The 25,075-nt window shown below is 30.3% G+C and carries 18 protein-coding genes, 1 tRNA gene, 1 rRNA gene and 1 pseudogene (1 of these 21 only partly in view); 3 read left to right on the plus strand and 18 right to left on the minus strand.

The features are described 5' to 3' along the window. Window positions 1-224 precede the first annotated feature (224 nt). The 8 genes from J1C67_RS03715 to tsaD form a co-directional block, all read right to left on the minus strand. A complete protein-coding gene (locus tag J1C67_RS03715) occupies window positions 225-1,316 on the minus strand; it encodes a DUF871 domain-containing protein (RefSeq protein ID WP_167865812.1) in 1,092 nt (363 codons plus the stop codon). Window positions 1,317-1,375: 59 nt separating this feature from the next. Beyond that, window positions 1,376-2,269: an N-acetylglucosamine kinase gene (locus J1C67_RS03720; protein WP_167865813.1), complete on the minus strand. Its 894-nt coding sequence runs from the start codon at window positions 2,267-2,269 to the stop codon at window positions 1,376-1,378. 114 nt (window positions 2,270-2,383) lie between these two features. After that, window positions 2,384-2,689 (minus strand): PTS sugar transporter subunit IIA, encoded by a 306-nt coding sequence (locus J1C67_RS03725; protein ID WP_089973182.1) that lies wholly within the window; start codon window positions 2,687-2,689, stop codon window positions 2,384-2,386. A gap of 84 nt (window positions 2,690-2,773) precedes the next feature. Next, window positions 2,774-3,082: a PTS sugar transporter subunit IIB gene (locus J1C67_RS03730; protein WP_167865814.1), complete on the minus strand. Its 309-nt coding sequence runs from the start codon at window positions 3,080-3,082 to the stop codon at window positions 2,774-2,776. A 242-nt stretch (window positions 3,083-3,324) separates the two neighbouring features. Further along, on the minus strand, window positions 3,325-6,084 hold the full coding sequence (locus J1C67_RS03735; RefSeq protein ID WP_167865815.1) for a sigma-54-dependent transcriptional regulator: 2,760 nt from the start codon (window positions 6,082-6,084) through the stop codon (window positions 3,325-3,327). 219 nt (window positions 6,085-6,303) lie between these two features. Next, window positions 6,304-7,596: a S1C family serine protease gene (locus J1C67_RS03740; protein WP_167865816.1), complete on the minus strand. Its 1,293-nt coding sequence runs from the start codon at window positions 7,594-7,596 to the stop codon at window positions 6,304-6,306. A 166-nt stretch (window positions 7,597-7,762) separates the two neighbouring features. Continuing rightward, on the minus strand, window positions 7,763-8,809 hold the full coding sequence (locus J1C67_RS03745; RefSeq protein ID WP_167865817.1) for an alpha/beta fold hydrolase: 1,047 nt from the start codon (window positions 8,807-8,809) through the stop codon (window positions 7,763-7,765). Window positions 8,810-8,833: 24 nt separating this feature from the next. Then, window positions 8,834-9,844 carry a tRNA (adenosine(37)-N6)-threonylcarbamoyltransferase complex transferase subunit TsaD gene (tsaD, locus tag J1C67_RS03750; RefSeq protein WP_089973161.1) on the minus strand — a complete coding sequence of 337 codons (1,011 nt, stop codon included), beginning with the start codon at window positions 9,842-9,844 and terminating at the stop codon, window positions 8,834-8,836. 286 nt (window positions 9,845-10,130) lie between these two features. Here tsaD and J1C67_RS03755 point away from each other — a divergent pair, with 286 nt between their 5' ends. Continuing rightward, window positions 10,131-10,754 carry a RusA family crossover junction endodeoxyribonuclease gene (locus tag J1C67_RS03755; protein WP_167865818.1) on the plus strand — a complete coding sequence of 208 codons (624 nt, stop codon included), beginning with the start codon at window positions 10,131-10,133 and terminating at the stop codon, window positions 10,752-10,754. Window positions 10,755-10,769: 15 nt separating this feature from the next. Next, a complete protein-coding gene (locus J1C67_RS03760; RefSeq protein WP_167865819.1) occupies window positions 10,770-11,351 on the plus strand; it encodes a GDSL-type esterase/lipase family protein in 582 nt (193 codons plus the stop codon). A gap of 168 nt (window positions 11,352-11,519) precedes the next feature. Here the strand turns inward: J1C67_RS03760 and J1C67_RS03765 are convergent, their stop codons facing one another. Next, complete coding sequence (locus J1C67_RS03765) at window positions 11,520-12,476, minus strand: NAD(P)/FAD-dependent oxidoreductase (RefSeq protein ID WP_089973150.1); 957 nt, start codon at window positions 12,474-12,476, stop codon at window positions 11,520-11,522. 485 nt (window positions 12,477-12,961) lie between these two features. Between J1C67_RS03765 and J1C67_RS03770 the strand changes: the two genes are divergently transcribed. Next, the gene (locus J1C67_RS03770; protein ID WP_089973147.1) at window positions 12,962-14,821 is read left to right on the plus strand and encodes an LTA synthase family protein; all 1,860 of its coding nucleotides are present in this window, start codon (window positions 12,962-12,964) and stop codon (window positions 14,819-14,821) included. 85 nt (window positions 14,822-14,906) lie between these two features. Here the strand turns inward: J1C67_RS03770 and J1C67_RS03775 are convergent, their stop codons facing one another. The 9 genes and pseudogenes from J1C67_RS03775 to J1C67_RS03810 form a co-directional block, all read right to left on the minus strand. Beyond that, window positions 14,907-15,866, minus strand: a complete 960-nt coding sequence (locus J1C67_RS03775; protein ID WP_423231046.1) for a TldD/PmbA family protein — start codon at window positions 15,864-15,866, stop codon at window positions 14,907-14,909. Between the two features lie 138 nt (window positions 15,867-16,004). Beyond that, a pseudogene (locus tag J1C67_RS19840) lies at window positions 16,005-16,250 on the minus strand (PmbA/TldA family metallopeptidase); the annotation flags it as partial. 8 nt (window positions 16,251-16,258) lie between these two features. Next, window positions 16,259-17,638 carry a TldD/PmbA family protein gene (locus J1C67_RS03780; RefSeq protein ID WP_167865820.1) on the minus strand — a complete coding sequence of 460 codons (1,380 nt, stop codon included), beginning with the start codon at window positions 17,636-17,638 and terminating at the stop codon, window positions 16,259-16,261. A 12-nt stretch (window positions 17,639-17,650) separates the two neighbouring features. Further along, window positions 17,651-19,120, minus strand: coding sequence for a hypothetical protein (locus J1C67_RS03785; protein WP_167865821.1), 1,470 nt, complete (start codon window positions 19,118-19,120; stop codon window positions 17,651-17,653). Between the two features lie 2 nt (window positions 19,121-19,122). Beyond that, a complete protein-coding gene (locus tag J1C67_RS03790) occupies window positions 19,123-20,517 on the minus strand; it encodes a sensor histidine kinase (RefSeq protein ID WP_167865830.1) in 1,395 nt (464 codons plus the stop codon). A gap of 11 nt (window positions 20,518-20,528) precedes the next feature. Next, entirely contained in the window at window positions 20,529-21,215 is a 687-nt protein-coding gene (locus tag J1C67_RS03795) for a response regulator transcription factor (RefSeq protein WP_089973132.1), read from the minus strand. A 183-nt stretch (window positions 21,216-21,398) separates the two neighbouring features. Next, window positions 21,399-22,346 (minus strand): polysaccharide deacetylase family protein, encoded by a 948-nt coding sequence (locus tag J1C67_RS03800; RefSeq protein WP_243176688.1) that lies wholly within the window; start codon window positions 22,344-22,346, stop codon window positions 21,399-21,401. Window positions 22,347-22,611: 265 nt separating this feature from the next. Continuing rightward, window positions 22,612-22,686: transfer RNA gene (locus J1C67_RS03805), tRNA-Asn, on the minus strand. 52 nt (window positions 22,687-22,738) lie between these two features. Continuing rightward, a 23S ribosomal RNA gene (locus J1C67_RS03810) occupies window positions 22,739-25,075 on the minus strand; it runs 569 nt beyond the window's last position.

Genomic DNA, 25,075 nt, shown 5'->3' on the forward strand with positions numbered 1-25,075 from the left:
TTATAGCTTGGCTGTTTGCTAGTTATTATAACCTTTACACACTCTATTTACACACTCTTAACTTTAATTACACTAATGTAACCGTATAAAATTTAGTGTAATTTTATAATAAATGTATTAATTTTCAATTTTAATTTCAAAAATATACTATTATTCTATAAATTATATTATAAAAAGCTCTTGTATAAACCAAGAGCTTTTTGTATTTAACATTACCTAATCTTCTATTTCTTTAATTTAAACTCAAATTTATCCCATGGTTGAATTAAATCTAATAAGAATAATTCTTCTGGAATAACCTTGGCAACAACATTAGTTTTCCCACTATTTTTCATAGGTTTTATTGCTAATTGTAGCTCACCTGCATATCTAGTGTATAAATCTGATTCTATTAATACATCTCCTCTTTTTATATCTGGAGTATTAAATGGATGAAATTTTTCACCCTTATATTTAACTCTTGATTGAGTTGATCTTATAACATAGTCAGAGCAATCCCCTCTATTAAAATGAAATTCATCTAAAACTATAATTTTTTCTATTGCAGGAATATCTTCTACAAGCTCTACATCTAATTGTAGCATCTCTCTATTAACTTCACTTAAAGCCTTTAATTCATCTTCTGATGCAAAGCAGTTTCCTATTATAACATCGTCAATAAGCCCTGTAGCAAACAAATGCTTAGCTTGGACCTCTATAGGCATATCTCTATGCATTTCTAATGTACATAAACCTTCCGATACTGGCCATGGACCAAACTCAGCAGATGGTGCATTAACAAATGCAGCTGTTTTAATTCCAAGTTCTTTAAATTGTTTACTACATTTTATAAAGTAATCATAGCTCAGTCCAGTGTAAACATGTGGATAGAAGTTATGACATCCATAAAGATTTTCAACATTTGGTCTAAATGACATTACATTATCAACATATTTAGTTCCATTACTAACATTTAACTCTACTTTTAATCCAAACTTGTTATAAGTCATTATAGATTCTTCATTTCCTGAGAACCCAGCATCTAATCTTATTCCACTTAACCCCATTTTCTTAAACATTGAAAGGTCAGTTATCGAAGCTCCTAAATTTTTGAACACAGTAGGATCTAAATCTGCTATAACTTCCATGTTATGTTTGTTTGCAACATCTAACATGACTTTAAATTCACTAACTATTTCTTCTGTTGATTTACCTTCTGCTGATATTAAACAAGTAAATATTCTACTAAATCCATATTTTGCTGCTAATTCAATGTACTCCACTACTTTATCCATATCTATATGATTTGGATAAACTGATATTCCTAATCTTTTCATTGTTAAATCCCCCATAAATTATAATTTTTATTTAATCTTTTAAAAGCTATTTTTTATTATTACTTATTTTCCTTTTTATATAGATAGTATGCCCCCTTTGCTGGAGATACTTCTATATCAACAAATTCAATTATATTTATATTTTCTTTTAAATATGTTTCAAAAGTCTCTCTAAGAATCACTGATTTTTTTATAGCACTTCCAACTAAACCTATACTACATTTATCAAATTCTAATTTATTAAATATTCTTTCAGCAGCCTTTGCAATTGCAATACCCTCTGTTTTTAATATATTAATAGCTACTTCGTTACCTTCCTCGGCTTCTATAGAAACTAATTCTGCTACATTCGCAATTTCATCCTTTGTTGAAGAATAAATAATTCCTAGAATATCTTCAACTTTTTCAACTCCTAGCTTAGCTAATATATTTTTTGACAGCTTGCTAAGTTCTAACCCGAAATCATTTTCATGAATCATTTGCTTATATGCTTCAATTGATATTTTATAAGCGCTGCCTTCATCCCCTAGAATCTGACCCCACCCGCCACATCTAGCCTGTTTCTTACCATTTACCCCAAATGATGTAGATCCAGTTCCTGCAATAACTAGTATTCCATCCTCACCTTTTAACAATGCCTTTAAAGCTAAATCTCCATCATTCATTATAACTGAATCCACTTCAAATTCAGTTTTTATTTCCTGATGAACTATTTTTGCGTTTTCTCCCACTTCTGATCCCGCAAGTCCTAAATATAAACCCTTTAACCCATCGCTTCCTAACTTATTTAACAGCTCTCCTATTCCAGAAATTACATTTTTAAGAGCTTGTTTTTTATCATTAACTAGATTCCCAAAACCAGTTAATGATGTCGCTAATACATTTCCTTCTAAATCGTAGGCAACGGACTCTGTTTTTGTTCCTCCACCATCTACGCCTATTACATATTCCACCTTTCCCATCTCCTTATATAAGGTACACCCTAAAAATAATAATCTAAAAAATAATCTATTTTTAAAATGCCTTAAAACTAAAACTCTAATGTTATCCATTAGAGTTTCGATTTTTTATTTTGCTTGTATTGCAGCATGTATATCTATTATTTCATTAGCTACATCTTTTAATGTCATAGTTGTCATTAAATGATCTTGCGCATGAACTAATAATAAAGATAACTCAGTTTTATTTCCACCAGCTTCATTTTGAATTAAAGATGTTTGTGAATGATGAGCTTCCCCTAATTCTTCAGCTGATTTTTGAATTAATTCCTTTGCGCCTTTAATATCCCCTGTTTTAGCCAACTCCATAGCTTCCATTGCATAACTTCTAGCTTCTCCACTATGCATTATTAAATTCATTATTATTTCTTCCATTTTGTTATACGCTCCTTCTGTAACTAAGTTATGTTTTATTATATTTTAAGCATATTTAATACTATTGTTTTCTTTATAAAATTATTATTTATTTAATAAATTTTGGGCTTGTTTTAATACTTTAGGACCATTCATTGTACCGTAATCAATCATATTAATTACTTCTACAGGAACATTTTTTGCATCAAACTTAGTTTTTAATTTATTAAATAAGAACCTTACTTGTGGTCCAAGTAATAATACATCTATTTCATTTTCATGATTTTTTAATTGAGCTTCACCATAAGCCTCTATTGAGCATTCAAAACCTTGATCCTTTGCTGCAACTTGCATCTTTGATACTAATAAACTTGTTGACATACCCGCTGAACATACTAATACTATTCTTTTCATAATTAAAATCCTCCTTTTATTATAAACCTATATTTCAATTTGTTTCATTTGTTCTAATAAAATGCATTATCTTTCTCTTCACTATATCATTAGCAATTTGCATGCCAATTCATTTACCATTATATTTTTTTATTCTATATAAAGAGATTGGCTATTTAAAAGACTTTGTCCCTATTCACATTCATAATAATAGTGTGTAAATTCATTACACACCACTGCTTAATTCTTACACTGTTTAGGTATTACACTGTAATTCTATTTTCTATAAACATTCTTACAATAAATGCAAGTTCATTTTCTCCAACATTTATTTTGTAAGTAATTTCTATTTTTTTAATATATTGCTTTATAAGGATAAATTCTTTACTATGATTATTTCTATAGTCATTTAGGTCTTCAAAATATATTTCTCTTCCCCCATTAATTATTCTATCTACTAAGAAGCATAAATGAATAACTATCCCAACTTCAACCTCATGATTAATTTTTATTGCAAGTGCTTCTTCTATTTCTTTAATTGAAATTCTAATAATGGACACTAATTTTTCTCCATTAACATCTTTTATTTGAGAATCTAAAGATATTGCTATTTTAGCAAAGTCTTCTTCATATTCCACTAATTCTTCTAAATAAGTTATTCCATTCCCAGTTAAAATATCTGTCACAGGTATAAATGGAATATCATCTACTAATAAATTAATAGCACTTACTATAGCAACTACATTACTAGTTTTATTAAGTTTTTCTATTTTGTTAATAAAATCTTCTTTATCTAATATGTTTAATGGCACCACTTCAACTTTAAAGGAGTTACTCATTCTTTGTTTTAACATATCTTTAAGCTTTACAGCTGTTCCTTCCCCTGTAAAGCAAGCTGTAATAATAACATTTTTTTTATTAGTCTGAATTTCCTTAATTCCTTGAATTCCAAACCTTGAAATTTCACTACAGGATTTATATATCTCGTTTAACTCTCTACCATTGAAAGCCTTTCTACCAGCTTCAATTACTAAAAGAGTACTAACCATATCTATTGTTTGTATTTGAATTGTTACTTCTTCCTTTATCATTTCACCAAAATTAGTTAATGACCCCATATCCACTAATAATAGTACACCTTTACCTTCATCCATTTCTTTAATTTTATTTTTTGTTGTTTCATACATTTTTTCGGCTTTCATACTTAATGGCATATCTAAAGCTTGTGCACAAGCTTCTCCTATTAAAGAATTTGCTACTTCAACCATACTACTTGCGGTGGAATGTCCATGCATTATTACTAAAACTCCAACTTTACCCTCTTTTTTAATATCATATTCATAAGGTCTCGCTGCTAAAAACATTGTTAAGTAGCCGATTTCATCTAAAGGAACTTGAATATTAAATTTTGAATCTATAAGTTTCGCAACTTCCATTGCTACTACGAATTCATCTGCATATTGAACCCTTATAAAATTTAATTTTGGATGATATATTTTATTTCCTTGTCTAATTCTATCAATGCTACCTTGAAGATGTAATGCTAATCCAAAATAGACCTTTTCATCAAATTCTCTATTTAACTTTTTACTAGTAAATGTTAATATTTCTTCTACTATTTCTACTATTTCTAATTCTACTATTTTAGATATTTCATCTTTTCTAAATTTACCTGGTAAATCTCTTATATATTTTTCAAAGTAACTTTCAATATCTATATTAATTATTTGGCTTATTTCTTTTTCTTCTAATCCTTTACTTTTAAGTTTTTCTAGCTTTTTCTCTATTATGTCATAAAAGTACTCGCCTTTTGTTACATCTTTTTCAGCCGTACCATTGTATATATCATTCTGATTATCTTTGTAAGAAAATTTAAGAACATCTCCCATATTAGCTAACAGTTCATTAATTTCATCTCTATGATCTTGAATTTTCATTAATCCTTTTTTAACTCTTTGATGAGAATCACCTTGTTCAACTATTATAAAATCTTTTGTTTTTGTTTTATAGTTTAAAAATGCCTTTGCACAAGATAACTGTATGTCACTTTTTAACTGTCCTATATTATTTGGGCAATCGTATAATAAAAATGAAATCAAAGCGTTTTTATTAAAGTAAATACTCTTTTCTAACCTTTTTGACTCTGCCTTAATAAATTGCTTTAAAAGATAGTACCTTTCTTTTATACTTCTTTCTGATAAAGAAGGTAAGGTGACACACATTGGAATTCTTCTAGTAAATGTTTTCAATAAAAATGATTGCGGGTCTTCTGTTGTAGCCGCTATAATTTGTGCTTCTACTTTTATTTGTTTATCAGTATCCCCAAGTGGTCTAAAATAACCTTTATCTATATATGTAAACAGCATTTCTTGTCCTTGTGGTGATAGTCTATGTATTTCATCTAAGAATATAATCCCACCATCAGCCTTTTTTAATAAACCTTCTTTATCCGAATCAGCTCCTGTATAAGCGCCTTTTTTAACTCCAAAAATTTGTGCAATAACCAATTGAGGATTATCTGCATAATCTGCACAGTTAAATCTTACAAAGGACGACTCCTTTGGTATTACTCCTGACTCCTTTGAAAACTCATACATTAATTCTGCAAACATTGATTTACCAACCCCTGTTTCACCTAAAATTAATGTGTGTAATCCTCTTGGCGGATAAAGTATAGCTGCTTTTGCTTGTTGAATAGGCACTTGAAGGCTCGTCTCTGAACCTATAAGCATGTCTAAACTATTATCACTACTAATAGTTTTATTGCTTTTAATAGTTCTTTCTTCATCCAATTCACTCACATCTTTTGATAAATTATATTTATTATCTATCCCCGCTGAATATACCACAGGTCTACCATCTATTTTTCTTACTCTACCGTCTTTATAGAGCTGGTTCAAATATCGAGATACATTTGCTCTATCTAAATTCATATAATCGCTTAACTCAGCAGCTGTAATTCCTCTAGTTTCTTTTTTTTCTAAATTAATTAACGCTTCATACACTTGACTAATTTTGCTCACAAAGCTACCCCCTTAATTTGAAATCCTCACCCATTTACTCCTCATATTATTATTATCTTACTTGTATAACTATGTTAATTATACAATATATAACTATATTTATACTACTACTTACTTAACTATATTTACAATTCATTTATATTTTCTATAAAAATAAACACGGTAAAATATTACCGTGCCTATTTTCTATTAATCATATTACTAATCCTTATTATATATTTATTTATCTGATAAAGTTAAATCTACTGTCATTTCTTTTTTATCTCTTATAATTTCTATTTTAACCGTATCTCCAACATTCTTTGTATCCTTTATAGCTTTTAGTTCATCAAATGTTTTTATTCTTTTTCCATCGAATTTTGTAATTAAATCTCTAGGTATTAAACCAGCTTTTTCTGCTGAAGAGTATTCTACAACATTAATTATATATAAACCTTCTTCTAATTCATTTTGTTTTGCAGTATCTTTGTCTACTGCTCTTAGAGTAATTCCTAATTCCATTATTGGTTTTGATAAAGCTTCTATCCGTCCTCTTACTTCATTAATAGGAATTGCGAATCCCATACCTTCTACCTTCAAATCTTTCCCATCAATTTTTCTAGCATTAATTCCAATTACTTGCCCTTTATTATTTACTAAGGGTCCTCCACTATTACCTGGATTTATAGGAGTATCTGTTTGAATAAAGTTTGAGTTAACTCCTTGACTTGTTTGTACAGTTCTATTTACAGCACTAACTATTCCCTTAGTTACAGTTTGTGAAAATTCTTTAGATAATGGTGTTCCTATTGCTATAAGTTCTTCTCCTGGCTTAAGAGCTTCAGAATCCCCTAGTTCAACTACCGCTGGCACCTTTATTTCATCTATTATTTTTAACATCGCTACATCTTGATTTTTATCATAATTTATAACCTTTGCTTTAACTTCTCTCTTATCACTTAATGTTACTGTAACATCTTTTGAACCTTCAATAACGTGATAGTTTGTTAAAATGTAACCTTCCTCGCTTATTATAAACCCTGAACCTATTCCTTCAACTTCTTCAGTTGGTAAAAACCCACCATATTCCTTAATGCTTTTACTTGACACAACTACAACAGCTGGGGCAACTCTTTCAAAAGCTTCTGTTGGAGTAAGCACTGTAGTATCTATATCGAAAGTTGTTGGTCCATTATTTATATTTTTTGTATTACTTTGCAATATATTTTTCTTAAATAATATATAAGTAGCTGTGCTCCCAACTATCCCACTTAAAAGTGAGCATGATATTATAAGCGCTATTATTTTAAATCCACCACGATTTTTCTTCACTCTAGTCTTTTTATTCTTCTTTGATTTTTCCTCACTGCTAATTTCTTCTTCGATTCTACTAGAATTTTCATATTCCATATTAATTTCTCTATTATCATATACCTCTTCTGATTTTATATTATCTAAATATCGGCTATCATTTTTCTCTGTATCTACATGTTGAAAATCATCAACATCATATATCTCTTTATTATCATCCATTAACTAAATCCTCCTTGTATGTCTTTCTATATTTATACTATACCCCTTTTCTGTGACAATTATATGACATACCTATAATCAATATGTTTTAAAATTAAGTATCTTATTCTAAAACATAAAAATAACACTTTAGTTAAATTAACTAAGGCGTTATCTTATATTCAATTTATAGTTTTAATCCTATGTTATTAGCACTAATTTTTTTATTTTTTCTCTCAATATCATTTACTTCTTTTATAACATCTCTAATTCCTATAAGAGTAGCCTCTTCATCTTCTAAAGAAATAAAATTACTGATACATGTTGTTTTATGTATTTTAGTTAACTCTTCACTCCCTAGATTTTGCAGACCTTCTTGTCCATCTTTAGCTATTAAATAATATGGTTTCCCCTCAAACACTCCTGGATTTTGACTATTACTTTCTCCTTCCATAAGTGATCTTAGCTCATTATCCACAGCACTTGTATAATTTGCCTTTGTCCTTTGCACATTAAATTCCTCTAATTGACTTTCTTTAAGTTTATCTTCAAATCCTTCTAATTTCACATCTAACTTAATTGCATCTAATAAGGATGTAAACCCTATATGAGATCCTATGTCTTCTATTTTTCTTCTTATTTTATGTATTCTATTTGATTTAACATATTCTTCACTTTTTATTTCTTCTTCTACTATTGGGTTTATTAAAACTGACCCTACAATTGTTTCAGGAAAAAGTTTTGCAAAATTAGTTAAAACTAAACTTCCATATTCTTCACCTACAAGAATATACGGCTCTGGTGCCCCTGCTTTTCTTAATAATATTTTAAGATCCTTAGCTTGTTCTTCTGGAGTAATTTTACTACCCGAATCACTATACCCATATCCTCTTCTATTATAAACAAAAGTGCTAACATCAGCATTTGACTTATTAAGTTCCTTAGTTATATTTGTCCACTGGTTTAAGTTTCCACCTAAATTCCCATCAAAAATTACAGTGTACTTCCCATCCCCTTTCAAAATATAATCTAATCTTTTGTCATTTACTCTTGTATAATCTACTTTTGACTTAAGAGTTTCCCTTGCTACAAAATCACTTGTTTTCTGATAAATTAACCCGATTAATATTAAAGCCGTAATAAAAATCAAAACATATTTGACTATTTCCTTTGGCTTTAATTTTCTTCTCATATTAACTTTATACACTCCATTTGAATGTGGTAAAAGCTTCATAAACATCCTCCCATACCCCTGTAATTATAATTTTAAATTTGGTTTAGCATTTAAGTCTAAACTACTTGTTTTATTACTAATAAAATTAAAGTATGCAGCACTTCCTATCATAGCTGCGTTATCTGTACATAATATTGGTGATGGGAATAATACTTCTATTCCATTTTTTTTAGCTACTTCAGTTAATTTAAATCTCAGTGCTGAATTTGAAGCTACTCCTCCTGCTATAGCAATTTTATTAACATCTTTCTTTTTACAAGCTTTAAGTGCATTTTCTATTAATACATCTACAACTGCCTTTTGGAAAGATGCTGCTACATCCGCTTTATTAACTTCAATATTTTGCATTTTATTCTTATTCAAGTAATTTAAAACTGATGATTTAACACCACTAAATGAAAAATCTAATGTATCTTCATGGAAATTAGCCTTTGGAAACTTTATTGCATCTGGATTTCCTTCTTTTGATAGTTTATCAATTTTAGGACCGCCTGGATATCCTAGCCCTAAAGCTCTTGCAACTTTATCGTAAGCTTCTCCTGCTGCATCATCTCTTGTTTCTCCAATTACTTCATATTCTCCATAATTTTTAACATGTACTATAAATGTATGCCCACCAGATACTACTAATGACACAAAAGGTGGTTTTAAATCTTTATGCTCTATATAATTAGCACTTATATGTCCTTCTATATGATTTACGCCTATTAATGGTTTCTTAGTTGAAAAAGCTAATCCTTTTGCATATTGTAATCCAACTAATAGAGCTCCAACAAGACCTGGCCCATAGGTTACCCCTATAGCATCAATGTCTTTCAATGTAACTTTTGCTTCTTCTAAAGCTTCCATTACAACTTTATTTATAACTTCTATATGCATTCGTGATGCTACTTCTGGAACAACCCCGCCATATTTTTCATGTGTAGATATTTGAGAAGCTATTATATTTGATAAAACTTCTCTTCCATTTTCTATTACTGCTGCTGATGTTTCATCACAACTTGATTCTATTGACAAAATTAAATTTTTCTTCATATTTTTATACCCCTGCTTTTCAATAAATAATTCCATATAAAATATACCAATCTATTTATCAGTTATTTTTTTATATGATTAAACCTTTATTATCAAAAGTATTATACTCTACTTACATTACATTTTCAATTTTTATAGCTTGTTAAAGTAAATTTACTAATGTATATTAAAAATAATAATTCCTATCTCCATATTCTATTAAATATTATATACTTTTTAAAAAAAATATTCATTATTTGTTATTAGAATTTTTGGATTATTTAGGATAATGAAAGGAGATTAATAAATGTTACCCTATGCTAAAGTTATTGTTTTAGGCTCACCTATATCAAAATCAAATTTCAAATTACATAATAAAAATGGAAGAGCTATTCTTCCTTCTAATACAGGTCAGGCGCATGATAAATATGCACTATACGAAGAAGAAATTGCTTATTATGCCCGAAGTCAAAATCCTAATATAATTTTAGATGAATCTTTAATTGCCATTCTTAAAGTTTATTATAAAAGCGATAAACGTCATCCTGATACTGCTAACATTACAAAAAGTATTTTTGATGGCATTGAAAAAAGCGGATTAATAGTTAACGATGCTCAAATACGAAGAATAATTACAGAAGAGTTTTATGATAAGGAAAACCCCCGCTTTGAATTAGAATTTTACGGAGAAAGTCAATTCGAACTTTCTTATACAATAAAAAAAGTAGAAATTCCTATTGAAAAATTATTATATAAACCTATAACTACTGGAAAAGTTGGACAAAATATAAATACCTCTGCTAAAACTACAGCTAATAGTAATAAAATAGTTTGTGAATTTTGCAGGAAATCCATAAAAGAAATTGATCCTATAAAAGCTAATGGTGGAAAAACCCTTATATGCAGATCTTGCTTTACTAAACTATTTTAAAGGAGACTTAAAATTATGGAAAATGATTTATTTATTCTTATAGGTGATAGCTTAACCTTTGGTTATGGTATTCCTAAAAATGAAAATTGGGTTTATAAACTTCAACAATCACTTAATTACAATTTAATTAATAAAGGTGTTAATGGGAATACTACTATAGACATGCTTATTAGATTTTCAGAAGATGTTATAGCTAATAATCCCACCTTAATATTTATTATGGGTGGAACTAACGATTTATTATCTAATAAATCATTAAGTTCAATTATCAAAAACATTGAACTTATGATAAAAGAATCACTTTCAATAAATTCTAAAGTTATACTTGGAATTCCACCTACTATAATAGGATCAGATGCTTATAAACTTTTTTCACCATCATCTACCTATGATTATTGTGAAAATGAATTATCAAAACTTAGAGAGGAACTTATAAAGTTAAGTAACAAATATAATTTGCAATATTGGGATTTTTATAACCTTACCTTAGAAAATATGTATACCGATATATTTAATGATGGTATTCATTTAAATATAAAAGGACAAAATTTATTATTTAATTACGCTAGTAATACTTTAACCCATAACAACCCTTAACCTTTTAATATAAATTATATACTTTGAATCATATTCTAAAATAACTAGTCAGGTGCTGCTCTATTTTGCGCTATATCCAGCACCCTAACCCTTACTAACAATTTTTCTGAGCTGGTTAGTTTCTTGACCTAGTTCAGAACATTTGGCTTATTATTTTCTTTCATGTCACTAGATAATATATTTATTTAAATAATCTGCAACTATTGCACCTACCTTGCACCCTTCTTCTCCACTAAATCCTATTCCTGCCTCTCCATTTAATACAGTTCCACAAGCATATATTCCTTTAATTGATGTTTCATACTCATTTGTAAGTAATTGTATCTTCTCATCATCAAGCCTAATCTTAGATTTTCTTAGAAAATCAACTTCCGGAAAGTATCCAACACTTAATACTAATGAATCACAATCTATTTTTATAATACTTTCATCCTCATCACTCTGTATCCCAACTGCCTCTACTCTTTCATTTCCTAAAATTTCAACAACATATGATTTATTTATTATAGGTATATTAAACCCTTCCACTATATCTAATTCCTCTTCGGTTATAAATCCATTTGGTGAGTTGTCTATTATTGCTTTAATTTTTGCACCTTCTATTATTAATCTTCTAGCTAATATTAATGCCCACTTACTTTTTCCTAAAATAACAACTTCTTTGCCTGGTAAATATCCTTCTAAGTTAACAAGCCTATGAGCTGAACCTATAGTAAAAATACCTGTATGCTTATGAATTGGAACTATAATGTTCCCTGTGTATCTATCTCTACATCCACTCGCGACTATAATTGTAGTTCCACTTATTTCTGTTATTCCATCTTTAGGATTAACATAAGAAATAACTCTCCCCTTTGTTATTTCTAATACTTGAGTTTCAACTTTTATTTTCCCACCTAAAAATTTATATTCCCTAATTAAAAAACTTGAAAGTTCCGGTCCTGTTACTTCTTCACCTAAATAATACGCTCCAAACCCCTTATGTATAAAAACATTTAAGTTTCCACCTAAATAATTATTTCTTTCTACTATTAAGACATTTTTAATTCCTCTCTTTAAAGCCTCAACCCCTGCAGTCAGACCTGATGCTCCCCCTCCAATTATAACTAAATCATAATTAACCATTACGCTACCTCCATAAAGGGAATTTCAAAAAAATAGCCAGTAATATTCTTGTTATTTTCTTTCAGCTCCCAAACTTAAATATCTTATATCTTATTTTTATATCTCTTATTCTCTTATCCACCAATTATAAAATCTAATAATTCTTCTTATATATTAACTATAAAGCATTATAAAATAAATAACTAGTCAAAGATTCTTATGATTTTTTGAACTTAAAAAGACAACTACATAAAAATATCTATTAATTTCTAATTTTTATTTTGTCTTACAGTATATACAAAAAACATATAAATTCTTAATAGTTTACTATTTGTATTCTAGACATAATTATAATATAATCTATATATTATAATTATTTAGGTTCTTTCGAAAAAATATAACTACTTATTATTTAATTTGTTATATTTTTTTATTATGCTTAAAACATATTCAAAAAATAACTAGTAAATATGCTAGTATATTAATTATATTTAAGAGGTGAATTTATGGACAAACTATTCATTAATATAAAATCATTTTTCAAAAATAAAATAGGGATTGAAGGATTTGCTAGATTTATATTATTTATAATTCCATTAATAGCAATCGTACTTAAGAGTATCTTATTTCAAGGTTTCTTAACAAGTGAAAATCCTTATGATTTTGACTTTAACAAAGGATATTCAACTGCAAAAAGCTTTTTAATGTATTATTACGCTTTTACGCTTTTTATTTTAAGCTTCGCATTATTATTTAAAGGAAAAGGTAGAATTATTTACTTATTTGCTACCGATTTCTTTATAACAGTTCTAATAATAGCTGATTTAGGATACTTTAGAGGTTTCTTAACACTACCATCTGCTCTTCTCCTAACACAGACATCAAATATGGATAATATGGGTGCAACAATCCTATCTATGTTTAGTAAATATGATGTACTATTTTTTATTGATTTTATTATTATGGGACTTTTCCTATTCTTCAATAAAAAATTAATAACAAAGGTTAAAAGAAGAGCCCCTATTAGTTTTGTTATTTCTATTATTATAACAGTTCTTTATGTAGGATATGTTCCTTTTAATTTATATATCTTACATAATGAAGAAGTTGAAAATGCTTGGATATTTTCTAATTATGACCCTACTAACACAGCTAAATTCTTTTCTCCAGTAGGATATCATGCTTTTGACTTATATACAGTTTATAGAGATTCTAAGCCTTATGAATTAACTAAAGAGGAACAATTAGAAATTGATAATTTCTTTAAAAACAAACAAGAAAATTTACCTGATAATAAATACGCAGGTATGTTTAAAGATAAAAATTTAATAGTTATTCAAGTAGAATCATTAGAAAGCTTTATTATTGGAAAAGAAGTTAATAATCAAAAATTAACTCCTGTAATGGATAATTTAATAAATACAGGCTTATACTTCCCTAATATATATGAACAAGTAAACGAAGGTACAAGTTCTGATTGCGATTTAATGGTAAATACATCAATGTTGCCTTTAAGACGGGGTAGTACCTTCTTTAGGTATCCAAACACAACTTATAATTCACTTCCTTTATTATTAAAAGATACTGGCTATGAAACCGCTGCTATCCATTCCGATAAAGGATCCTTTTGGAACTACGTTGGTGGTTTAACAGGTATAGGCTTCGAAAACTTTCTTGATTATTTTTCATTTAATATGGATGAGGAAATAGGAATGGGTTTAAGTGATGAAAGTTACTTTAAACAACTGATTCCTAAACTAAAAGACATGAAAGATCCTTTCTATTCATTTACAGTTACATTAACAAGCCACGGACCATTTGATTTACCTGATGAATATAGGAAATTAGGTCTTGATACTGAACTTGCTAATAATGAAATGGGTGGCTACTTTGAAAGCATTAAATATACAGATGCTGCAATTGGTAATTTCTTAAAATCACTTGATTCAGAAGGATTACTTGATAATACTGTAGTAGTTATTGAAGGTGATCATACTGGAGTTCATAAATATTATAACAATAGTATAGACAAATTAAGTAACCCTGAAGAATGGTATAAAGATACTGGACATCCTACTGTTCCATTTATAATATGGAATAAAGATATTGAAGCTCCAAAAACCTTTGATACAATTGGTGGACAAATAGATATTATGCCAACTCTTTTATATGCAATGGGCGTTCCATCAGAAAAATATTCCCATACTGCACTTGGAAGAAATCTACTTAATACAAATAAATCTTTCTCGGTTTTAACTAATAATACACTAGTTGAAGAGGGTTTATCCGAAGAAGAAAAGGAAATGCATCTAAATATTTTAGATCTTTCAGACAAAATGATAAGAAGTAATTACTTAGCTAAATAGTTAAAAGGTGTGTCTAAATTTTAGACACACCTTTTCTTTAGGCATTTTCAACTAATAATTATTAAAGATTCTAACTATTATCAGTTTATTTACCAGCTACTGATAATTCATTTACTATAACAGATGGACTTCCAACGCTACTCATTGGGAACTTCAAATCTGTTCCTATTCTATTTATATCTTTTAATAGCTTAAAGAAATTTCCTGCAACTGTTATTTGTTCTACTGGGAATGTCTTTTTTCCATCCTTTATATAGAAACCTTTGGCTGCTAATGAAAAATCTCCTGTTATTGAATTTGCGCCCGAATGCAGGCCTGCAAAATCTGTAATAATTAACCCTTCCCCAACCTCTTCTAATAGTTCATCAAAAGTTTTATCTCCAGGTTCTATATAAAAGTTTGTTGGTGAAACTCCAACTGGTGATGCATAAGATGCCTTAAATCCATTCCCTGTTGTAGTTTTATTTTCTTTATTTGCAGTTTTTAAATTATGAATTAATGTATTTAAAACTCCGCACTTAATTAATTCTGTTTTAGAAGTTGCAACCCCTTCATCATCAAATGATACTGAACCTAATCCTTTATATAAATGAGGATCGTCAACTAATGTAACTATGCTACTAGCTATTACTTCCCCCTCCTTATCCTTAAGTAAACTAAGTCCCTTTTGCGTTGCATCTGCACTAAATATACCTGCATAAGTAGATAACATCGAAACCATAGCTTCATTGTTTATTACAACTTTATAAATTCCAGAAGGTATTGATTTTGCCCCTATTTTTGATAAAGCTTCCTTAACTCCATCCTCTGCTATTTTTTTAGGATTTACTTCATTTAAAGAGGTAGCAACTGCATATCCCATACCATCATGCATGTTTTCTCCATCCTTTATTATTGGACATACATATGCAGTTAATAAATTAGATTTATTTTCTAAATTTAATCCCTTTGAATTTATTATTCCATACTTTGAATTACTATATCCAATACCACATGCACTAAAGTTGTGTACCTTATCACTTAATAATTTACACTCCTTTTCCATTTGCATTCCCAGTTCTATTAATTTTTCCGGGTTAATATTTTCTAATTCAGTATAATAGGATTCTATTTCTTTATAGTCCTTATCCCCTTCATATATAAATTGAATATCATTATTTTCAATTGCAAGTGCACTTTCTTTAGCATTTCTTATCATCATATCTATTGCATCTTTATCTAAAATTTGTGTATATGAATACCCTATTTTATTTCCTATTTTTCCTCTAAATGATAATCCATAGGAATTAGTTAACTTATATTTATCAACTTCTTCTTTATATATATTTATACTTAAACTTTCACTATCAGTGTAATATACTTCATACTCTTCGAACCCTACTTTTTTAGCTTCTTTAAATAACACGTCTATAAAAATCTTGAATTCCATATCTATACCTACCTTCCACCTACAGTGATTTCTTTTACTCTAATTAAAGGTTGCCCTACATCTGTTGGTATACTTCCTGATGAAGAACCACACATTCCTTGACCACGGCTTAAGTTGTTTCCAACCATATCTATATTCATAAGAATATCACTACCTTTACCAATAAGACTAGCTCCTCTAACAGGCTTCTGAATAACTCCATTCTTAACTATATATCCTTCTGATACTGAAAAATTAAATTCACCTGTTACTGGGTTAACTGAACCTCCACCCATTTTCTTTGCATATAATCCATCTGAAATTGATTTTATAATATCCTCTGTGCTATCAGTTCCATTCTCAATATAAGTATTAGTCATTCTTGAAGTTGGGGCAAATTTATAGTTTTGTCTTCTACCACTACCAGTTGACTCTTCTCCCATTCTTCTACCGTTTAATTTATCTATCATATATGATTTTAATATACCATTTTCTATTAGTATGTTTTTCCTTGTTTTATTTCCTTCATCATCAATATTAGTTGAACCCCAAGCATTTGCTATTGTACCGTCATCAATAGCAGTTACCTTAGTTGATGCTATTTGTTTTCCAATCATATCAGTAAATACTGAATTCCCCTTTGCAACAGCTGTAGCTTCTAAGGAGTGTCCACAAGCTTCATGGAATATAACTCCGCCAAACCCATTGTCTATTGCAACTGTCATTCTTCCAGCAGGGCAATTATCTGCATGTAACATAGTATGTGCTACTCTTGAGGCTTCTCTTCCATGGTATTCTGGATCTATTTCATTAAATATTTCAAATCCCATACTTCTTCCTGGTCCTTCCGTACCAGTTTGGTTTTCTCCATTAAATGAAGCTACTGAACTTATATATAATCTAGTTCTAACTCTTTTATCTTCTGTATATAGACCTTCTGAATTTGCAATTAATACATTTTGCTCTTTATCAGAATAACCTACTGATACTTGAGTGATTTCGCTATTGTAATTTTTAGCCCCATTATAGGCTACTTTCATTACACTAATTTTCTTATTAAGCCCAATAGTTGATGGAAGATATATTATAGGATTATTATTTATAACTATAGTGCTATTTAATATAATTTTGCCCTCTTCCCCTATTTCACCTAAAGCTAATGCCGCTTTTTGAGCAACATCTAAAAGTGAAGTTAAACTATTGTTATTTGTATAAGTATATACACTTTTAAGTCCTTTAAATATTCTTATTCCAACACCATAGCTCCTACCTGAAATAGAATTTTCAACTTTTCCATCAAGTATATTAATTGTAGTATCTATTGTATCCTCTTCAAATATTTCTGCAAAATCTCCTCCTGTTATTAAACATCTTTGTATTACTTTTGAAATAATATCTTTTGATAACATTTAATTCCCTCCTTAATTTGTTATATCTATTCCATCATTGAATACTTTTGCCCATTTTTCTACATACCCACCAGTACTCCATTCTGACATTATTACCTGTTCATTACCTATATTTATATTTGCTAAAGGTGCCCCCTTTAATATTTTATCCTTTATTTCATAAATTGCCAAATTATCTTCAAATAAAATAATTGCTATTCTTTGATTAGGTGATATATATGCATCTCTTATAGAAGGAATATCCCCTTTTAACATCTTCCAAGGTATTATTAAGTTATCATAATTTAACATTTTATTACTGGGTCTTAAATTTAATAAATATTCTTCATTTTGTCCATTTTTATCCACCCTACCTAAACTTCCTACTAACTGCCACTTACCCTCTTTTCTCTTTACAGTAAAATTATTATAATCAATATCAGAAGTATTACTTGGCTTATCTAGTGAAATATCATTTAAAGCCTTTTTATATTCTATTTCATATTTATTATTTATATCCTTAGAATATAGTTCCTCTATTTTTAATCCACTACTAGAATTTATATTATCTATTGGTACAACCTTATAATTAGTGAAAATATTATTGAAGTTCTCACCACTATATTCTTCTATTCCTATATAGTTATTTCCTATAAATGTTATATTTTTAAAAATAGCTTTATTGCTTATAATTTCATAAGTAGATATATTTTTATTATCTACTGAACCTACTTCAAAATACTCTTGATAATGTTTATCTGTTTTTGAAAATTTATTTTCTAAACTCCAAATACCATTAATTCTTGGAAAAATAATATTTTTTTTCTCTACTATAGGCATTAATTTCCCATCTTTAAAAGAAATCCATAAGGTTCTATACTCTTCACTTGTGAATGTTCCATCTACATTTTTTATTCTTGGTGTTTTTAATCCCACCATTACACCTGTTTCACTTTCATAATAATTTATGTCTGCAGTATCCTTAACTTCATCATTTATTATCTTATCATCTGTATTAGGTATAGTATTATTACTAACTTTATATACTTCTATTAAAGATCCCATATATATTATATAGCCCTTATCTTTCTCTGTTAATATAAATTCACTAATCATATTATTATTTGAAATTATTGATATTACATCCCTTTTTTCTTTTTCATCCATAAAATCTTCTATTTTTATATTGGACTCATAAGATAAAATATAATCCTTATCAACTACCTTCAATTTATAACTTGGATTTAAATATACAGTGTCTATAAAATTTATTTTATCATTCGAAAATTCTATTTCCTTACCATTAATACTATCTATATCCTCAAATACATTTATTTCTTTATCAAATACTTTTATGGATTTAATTTTCCATTTACCATATATGTTTAAAGAATTATTAGTTGGTGATTTTATTGCCCTTGTATCTTCGGCAGTTGCTTTACTACATCCTATAGTTACTATTGATAGTATCAATAGTAACATTCCACATACTATTTTTTTCATAATTATTCTACCTCACTTGTTGTTGGAATAATTATTTCAACAACAGTACCTACATCAATTTTACTCTTTATATTAAAAGTTCCTTTATGCAACCTTATAATCTCATCACATATTGATAATCCAATTCCATTTTGTGATTTAGAATTTTTCCCTTTAAAAAATTTTTCTTTTACTTTAGGTAGATCCTCTTCACTTATTCCACATCCAGTATCATTAATAATAAATATTATTTTATTATGTTCTTTACTAACTGTTAAATTTATTTTTCCTAAGGTCTCTGTAAATTTAAAAGAATTATCTAAAATATTAATTAATACTTGTTTAAATCTATCTCTATCTATATATACATTCCCTAAACTATTTAAAATTTTAACTTCAAAAAGTAAGCCTTCTCTATTTGCCCTTGGTCCCATATATGTTTCTACATGATTAACAAATAAATCTAAATCTAACTTAGTTTTTCTAAGGGTTATTTCCCCATTAAGAAGTTTTGAAAATCCTAGAAGTTCCTCAACCATAACACTTAATCTATCAGTTTCATTTTCTATTATTTCAAACCCTATTTTTAATGTTTCATTATCTGTAGTTTCATCATTTAAAGTTATCGCCCATCCCTTTATTGCTGTTAAAGGAGTTCTTAACTCATGAGAGACTGATGATATAAATTCATTTTTTAGTTGCTCTCTTTTTTCTAATTCATCTGCCATTAAATTAAAAGTTTCAGCTAATTTACCAACTTCATTATTGTCTTGTATATTACTTCTTATTTTAAGATTTCCACCAGCCATTTTTTCTGCTACTTTAGTTAATGATTTTATAGGATTTATTATGCTATTTGCTATAACTATACTAAGTAATATTCCAATCCCTAAAACTACTATAGAAATACTAAAGAAAAATATTAATATAGTGTTTATAGTTCCATCGATATCTTTTAAGGATGTAATAAATCTTATTACACCTAATACCTCTCCATCTGAAACAAGCGGTTGAGATACTATCATTACTTTATTTTCATAATAGCTAACATTACCTACCCATCTTGCACTTTGCCCTTGTAATGCTTTCCCTATATCATCCGTTTTTAATATATTATCATCTCTAACTCCTATGGAATCCATTATTAAGTCTCCATTCTTATCTAATATTTCAACTTGTGCATTACTTTGACTCCAGAATGAATCTACATTATCATATATATTATCTATAAGTGTTGATGCTGAAAAATGCTTACTATAAAAATTAGCCGAAACTTCTATTTGGCTTTTTAATAATTGCTCAGTATTATCATAGTAATATTTTCTAACAAATACCATTAAAAATACATCTAAAATAACTATAGTTGAAAATATAACAATAAAAAAATCCTTTATTAGCTTAGTTCTAATACTTTTTATTTTAATATTTTTTATTTTAGTATTTTCCACCTATAACCCACCCCCCATATAGTTTCAATATACTTGGGTTCTGATGAATTTTCTTCTATTTTTGCTCTAAGTCTTCTTATATTAACATCTATTAATTTTGAATCACCAAAATAACTATACCCCCAAACCAAGTCTAGTAATTCGTCTCTACTAAATCCCTTATTTGGGTTTTCTATAAATAATTTTATTAATGCATATTCTTTAGGTGTCACATCTATTTCTACATGATTTTTTAATAATTTTTTAGAATATAGATCTATAATAAACGGTCCATTAATAAGTTTATCTTTATTACTATTAACATTACCTACTCTTCTTAATAAAGCTTTTACTCTTAATACTACTTCTATAGGATTAAATGGTTTTAAAATATAATCATCAGCACCATATTCAAGCCCCATTATTTTATCCATATCCTGCCCCTTAGCAGTTAACATTATTATTCCCATTTCTGGATACTCAAGTCGTAACTTTTCACAAACTTGAAATCCATCAATTCCTGGCAACATAACATCTAATATAGCTATGCTAGGTTTTTCTTTAATAGCTTTTTCTATTCCTTCTTCACCAGTTCCTGCTTCAATTACCTCAAATTCATTTCTTATTAAATTTATTTTTAAAAATCCTCTTATACTAACTTCATCTTCAACCAATAAAATCTTAGTCATTTAAAAATCTCCACCTCACTCATTTACTTATATTTTTTGCTTATATCTTACTCTATTATAAATTATACCCTAATATATTCTTTTGCTTTTATATTAACTATACTTTATTTATTATTTTTTTGAAAATGCTTGAAACTTAGCATCACCTGATATTAAAATAGAGACGCATAAAATGCGTCTCTATTATTTTAATGTCTTAAATTCAAATCCTTGTGATTTTAAATAATTTATTGCACTTTGTAGATATTCTACAGTATTCTTTTTCTCATCAGTATCATGCATTAATACTATTAACGTATCATAATCTGACATAGTTTTCTTTAAAGTTTCTAATAATTCCTGTGGATTTTTTGGTTTACCTTCAGCATCTCCATTAAGTGAATTCCAATCTGTTTGATAATATCCTTTTGCTTTTAAAGCTTCGTTAAGGGGTGTAACCCCATACCATGTCCCATATCCACCCGGCATTCTAAGTACTCTTGTATTAAAATCCCGTCCTAAAATACCTCTTAAAAGCTGTAAATTCATATCCATATCATTCATAAATGCTTTTACATCTATAACACCATTTGGATATAAAATTTTATACTTATGTGAATATCCATGATTTGCTATGGCATGTCCGCTTTTTGCCATATGCTTTAATATTTTTGGAGCTTTATGATTACTTTTAATTGAACTACCAAGAACAAAAAATGTAGCTTTAACACTATTCCTATCAAGTATATCTAATATTTGAGTAGTTACTTCTGTAGATGGCCCATCATCAAATGTTAAATAAACAATTTTCTTTCCATCTTTTCTATTGAAATTCCATTTATGCATAGTTTCTGGTAATACTATTGATGCATCATCTGCATTAATATCCTTTTCCAATGGTAAATATCCTGAATTATCTAAAACTACTTCTTTTGAGATTTCTTCTGTTGCTTCTGTTGTATTTTTATTCTCAGTTTCTATAGTTTCTGCATTCGCATCAACTATATTGGCTTTTAATCCACCTGAAAACATTGTTACTCCTGCTAAAGAAACAATTATTAATACTATTAATAATATGAATATTTTTTTATCTCTTATCATACTTTTACTATGCTTTCCACGACTTCTCATTTTTACCCCTACTTCTCTCATACTATTTTATTTGTTATACTATTTTTTTCTTATACTATTTTATATTAAACATCTTAATATAATTATATATGCCTATTATTTTTAAATGATTACAAATATAATACTAAATACTACAAATAAGTTACATTTTAAATTTAATATACCATATTTATGTAAATTTTAACATATATTTTTATAATAATCTTTATATAAATTATTAATATATTTTTTTGCAAAAAAAAAGACAAGAATTTAATTCTTATCTATATTATCTATAGTAATAAAATGGCTCCGCGAAGAGGATTTGAACCTCCAACCTATCGGTTAACAGCCGAGTGCTCCACCGTTGAGCTATCGCGGAATATTATAATACAGAGAATGTTCTCTGAAAATTGCACATGAATTATTGTAAATTGGTCAAGCCCTCGACCTATTAGTATCAGTCAGCTAAATATGTTGCCATACTTACACCTCTGACCTATCAACCTCGTGTTCTTCAAGGGGTCTTACTAGCTTATGCTATGGGAAATCTCATCTTGAGGGAGGCTTCACGCTTAGATGCTTTCAGCGTTTATCCCGTCCCGACTTAGCTACCCAGCGATGCTCCTGGCGGAACAACTGGTGCACCATAGGTCGGTCCATCCCGGTCCTCTCGTACTAAGGACAGCTCCTCTCAAATTTCCTACGCCCGCGACGGATAGGGACCGAACTGTCTCACGACGTTCTGAACCCAGCTCGCGTGCCGCTTTAATGGGCGAACAGCCCAACCCTTGGGACCTACTACAGCCCCAGGATGCGACGAGCCGACATCGAGGTGCCAAACCTCCCCGTCGATGTGGACTCTTGGGGGAGATCAGCCTGTTATCCCCGAGGTAGCTTTTATCCGTTGAGCGATGGCCCTCCCACGAGGTACCACCGGATCACTAAGTCCGACTTTCGTCCCTGCTCCACTTGTAGGTGTCGCAGTCAGGCTCCCTTCTGCCTTTGCACTCTTCGAACGATTTCCGACCGTTCTGAGGGAACCTTTGAGCGCCTCCGTTACTTTTTAGGAGGCGACCGCCCCAGTCAAACTGCCCACCTAACAATGTCCTGTCACCAGTTTCATGGCGTCCAGTTAGAACCTCAGTACTGTCAGGGTGGTATCCCAAGGATGACTCCACCAAGGCTAACGCCCTAGCTTCCCAGTCTCCCACCTATCCTGTACAGACAATACCGAAATTCAATGCTAAGCTACAGTAAAGCTCTACGGGGTCTTTCCGTCCAATCGCGGGTAGCGAGCATCTTCACTCGCACTACAACTTCGCCGGATTTGCAGTTGAGACAGTGCTCAAGTCATTACTCCATTCGTGCGGGTCAGAACTTACCTGACAAGGAATTTCGCTACCTTAGGACCGTTATAGTTACGGCCGCCGTTTACTGGGGCTTAAGTTCACACCTTCGCTTGCGCTAAGCATTCCCCTTAACCTTCCAGCACCGGGCAGGAGTCAGCCCCTATACATCAGCTTACGCTTTAGCAGAGACCTGTGTTTTTGTTAAACAGTTGCTTGAGCCTATTCTCTGCGGCCTGCTCTCGCAGGCACCCCTTCTCCCGAAGTTACGGGGTTAATTTGCCTAGTTCCTTAACTGCAATTCTTCCGATGGTCTTAGGATTCTCTCCTCACCTACCTGTGTCGGTTTGCGGTACGGGCACTACTTCTCTTTCTAGATGCTTTTCTTGGAAGCATGGAATCAGATACTTCAGCCTAAAAGGCCTTCCCCATTACGCCTCAGAATTGTTAAAGCGGATTTGCCTACCTTAACTCCCTAAACGCTTAGACTAGCATTTCCATTCGCTAGCACATCCTATCCTTCTCCGTCACACCATCGATAATAACGATTGTAGTGGTATTGGAATATCAACCAATTGTCCATCGCCTACGCCTTTCGGCCTCGGCTTAGGTCCCGACTAACCCTGGGCGGACGAGCCTTCCCCAGGAAACCTTAGGTTTTCGACCTGTAAGATTCTCACTTACATCTCGCTACTAATGCCAACATTCTCACTCGTAATCAGTCCACCGCTCCTTACGGTACGACTTCAGCCCGATTACGACGCTCCTCTACCGCTCGTATTAAATACAAGCCCGTAGCTTCGGTGGTAAGTTTGAGCCCCGGACATTTTCGGCGCAGGATCTCTTGACTAGTGAGCTATTACGCACTCTTTCAATGAATGGCTGCTTCTGAGCCAACATCCTAGTTGTCTTTGAAATCCCACATCCTTTTCCACTTAACTTACACTTTGGGACCTTAGCTGACGATCTGGGCTTTTTCCCTTTCGACCATGGATCTTATCATTCATAGTCTGACTGCCGGACTAATAGTATATGGCATTCGGAGTTTGATAAGGTTCAGTAAGCGATACGCCCCCTAGCCCATTCAGTGCTCTACCTCCATTACTCATATCCGACGCTAGCCCTAAAGCTATTTCGAGGAGAACCAGCTATCTCCGAGTTCGATTGGAATTTCTCCGCTATCCACAGCTCATCCCATGCTTTTTCAACAGCAACGTGGTTCGGTCCTCCACGGGGTTTTACCCCCGCTTCAACCTGGCCATGGATAGGTCACTCGGTTTCGGGTCTACGGCATGCAACTAGTCGCCCTATTAAGACTTGGTTTCCCTTCGGCTCCGTACCTTAAGTACTTAACCTTGCTACATACCGTAACTCGTTGGCTCGTTCTACAAAAAGCACATCATCACCCTCGTATGGGGCTTT

The organism is Clostridium gasigenes (assembly GCF_017348895.1).
GTDB lineage: Bacteria > Bacillota > Clostridia > Clostridiales > Clostridiaceae > Clostridium > Clostridium gasigenes.

Excerpts from the sequence above, each read along its gene's own strand:
- J1C67_RS03715 (WP_167865812.1), bottom strand. The coding sequence starts at position 1,316 with ATGAAAAGATTAGGAATATCAGTTTATCCAAATCATATAGATATGGAT.
- J1C67_RS03725 (WP_089973182.1), bottom strand. The coding sequence starts at position 2,689 with ATGGAAGAAATAATAATGAATTTAATAATGCATAGTGGAGAAGCTAGA.
- J1C67_RS03730 (WP_167865814.1), bottom strand. The coding sequence starts at position 3,082 with ATGAAAAGAATAGTATTAGTATGTTCAGCGGGTATGTCAACAAGTTTA.
- J1C67_RS03740 (WP_167865816.1), bottom strand. The coding sequence starts at position 7,596 with ATGGATGATAATAAAGAGATATATGATGTTGATGATTTTCAACATGTA.
- J1C67_RS03745 (WP_167865817.1), bottom strand. The coding sequence starts at position 8,809 with ATGAAGCTTTTACCACATTCAAATGGAGTGTATAAAGTTAATATGAGA.
- tsaD (WP_089973161.1), bottom strand. The coding sequence starts at position 9,844 with ATGAAGAAAAATTTAATTTTGTCAATAGAATCAAGTTGTGATGAAACA.
- J1C67_RS03755 (WP_167865818.1), top strand. The coding sequence starts at position 10,131 with ATGTTACCCTATGCTAAAGTTATTGTTTTAGGCTCACCTATATCAAAA.
- J1C67_RS03760 (WP_167865819.1), top strand. The coding sequence starts at position 10,770 with ATGGAAAATGATTTATTTATTCTTATAGGTGATAGCTTAACCTTTGGT.
- J1C67_RS03765 (WP_089973150.1), bottom strand. The coding sequence starts at position 12,476 with ATGGTTAATTATGATTTAGTTATAATTGGAGGGGGAGCATCAGGTCTG.
- J1C67_RS03770 (WP_089973147.1), top strand. The coding sequence starts at position 12,962 with ATGGACAAACTATTCATTAATATAAAATCATTTTTCAAAAATAAAATA.
- J1C67_RS03775 (WP_423231046.1), bottom strand. The coding sequence starts at position 15,866 with ATGGAAAAGGAGTGTAAATTATTAAGTGATAAGGTACACAACTTTAGT.
- J1C67_RS03780 (WP_167865820.1), bottom strand. The coding sequence starts at position 17,638 with ATGTTATCAAAAGATATTATTTCAAAAGTAATACAAAGATGTTTAATA.
- J1C67_RS03785 (WP_167865821.1), bottom strand. The coding sequence starts at position 19,120 with ATGAAAAAAATAGTATGTGGAATGTTACTATTGATACTATCAATAGTA.
- J1C67_RS03795 (WP_089973132.1), bottom strand. The coding sequence starts at position 21,215 with ATGACTAAGATTTTATTGGTTGAAGATGAAGTTAGTATAAGAGGATTT.
- J1C67_RS03800 (WP_243176688.1), bottom strand. The coding sequence starts at position 22,346 with ATGAGAGAAGTAGGGGTAAAAATGAGAAGTCGTGGAAAGCATAGTAAA.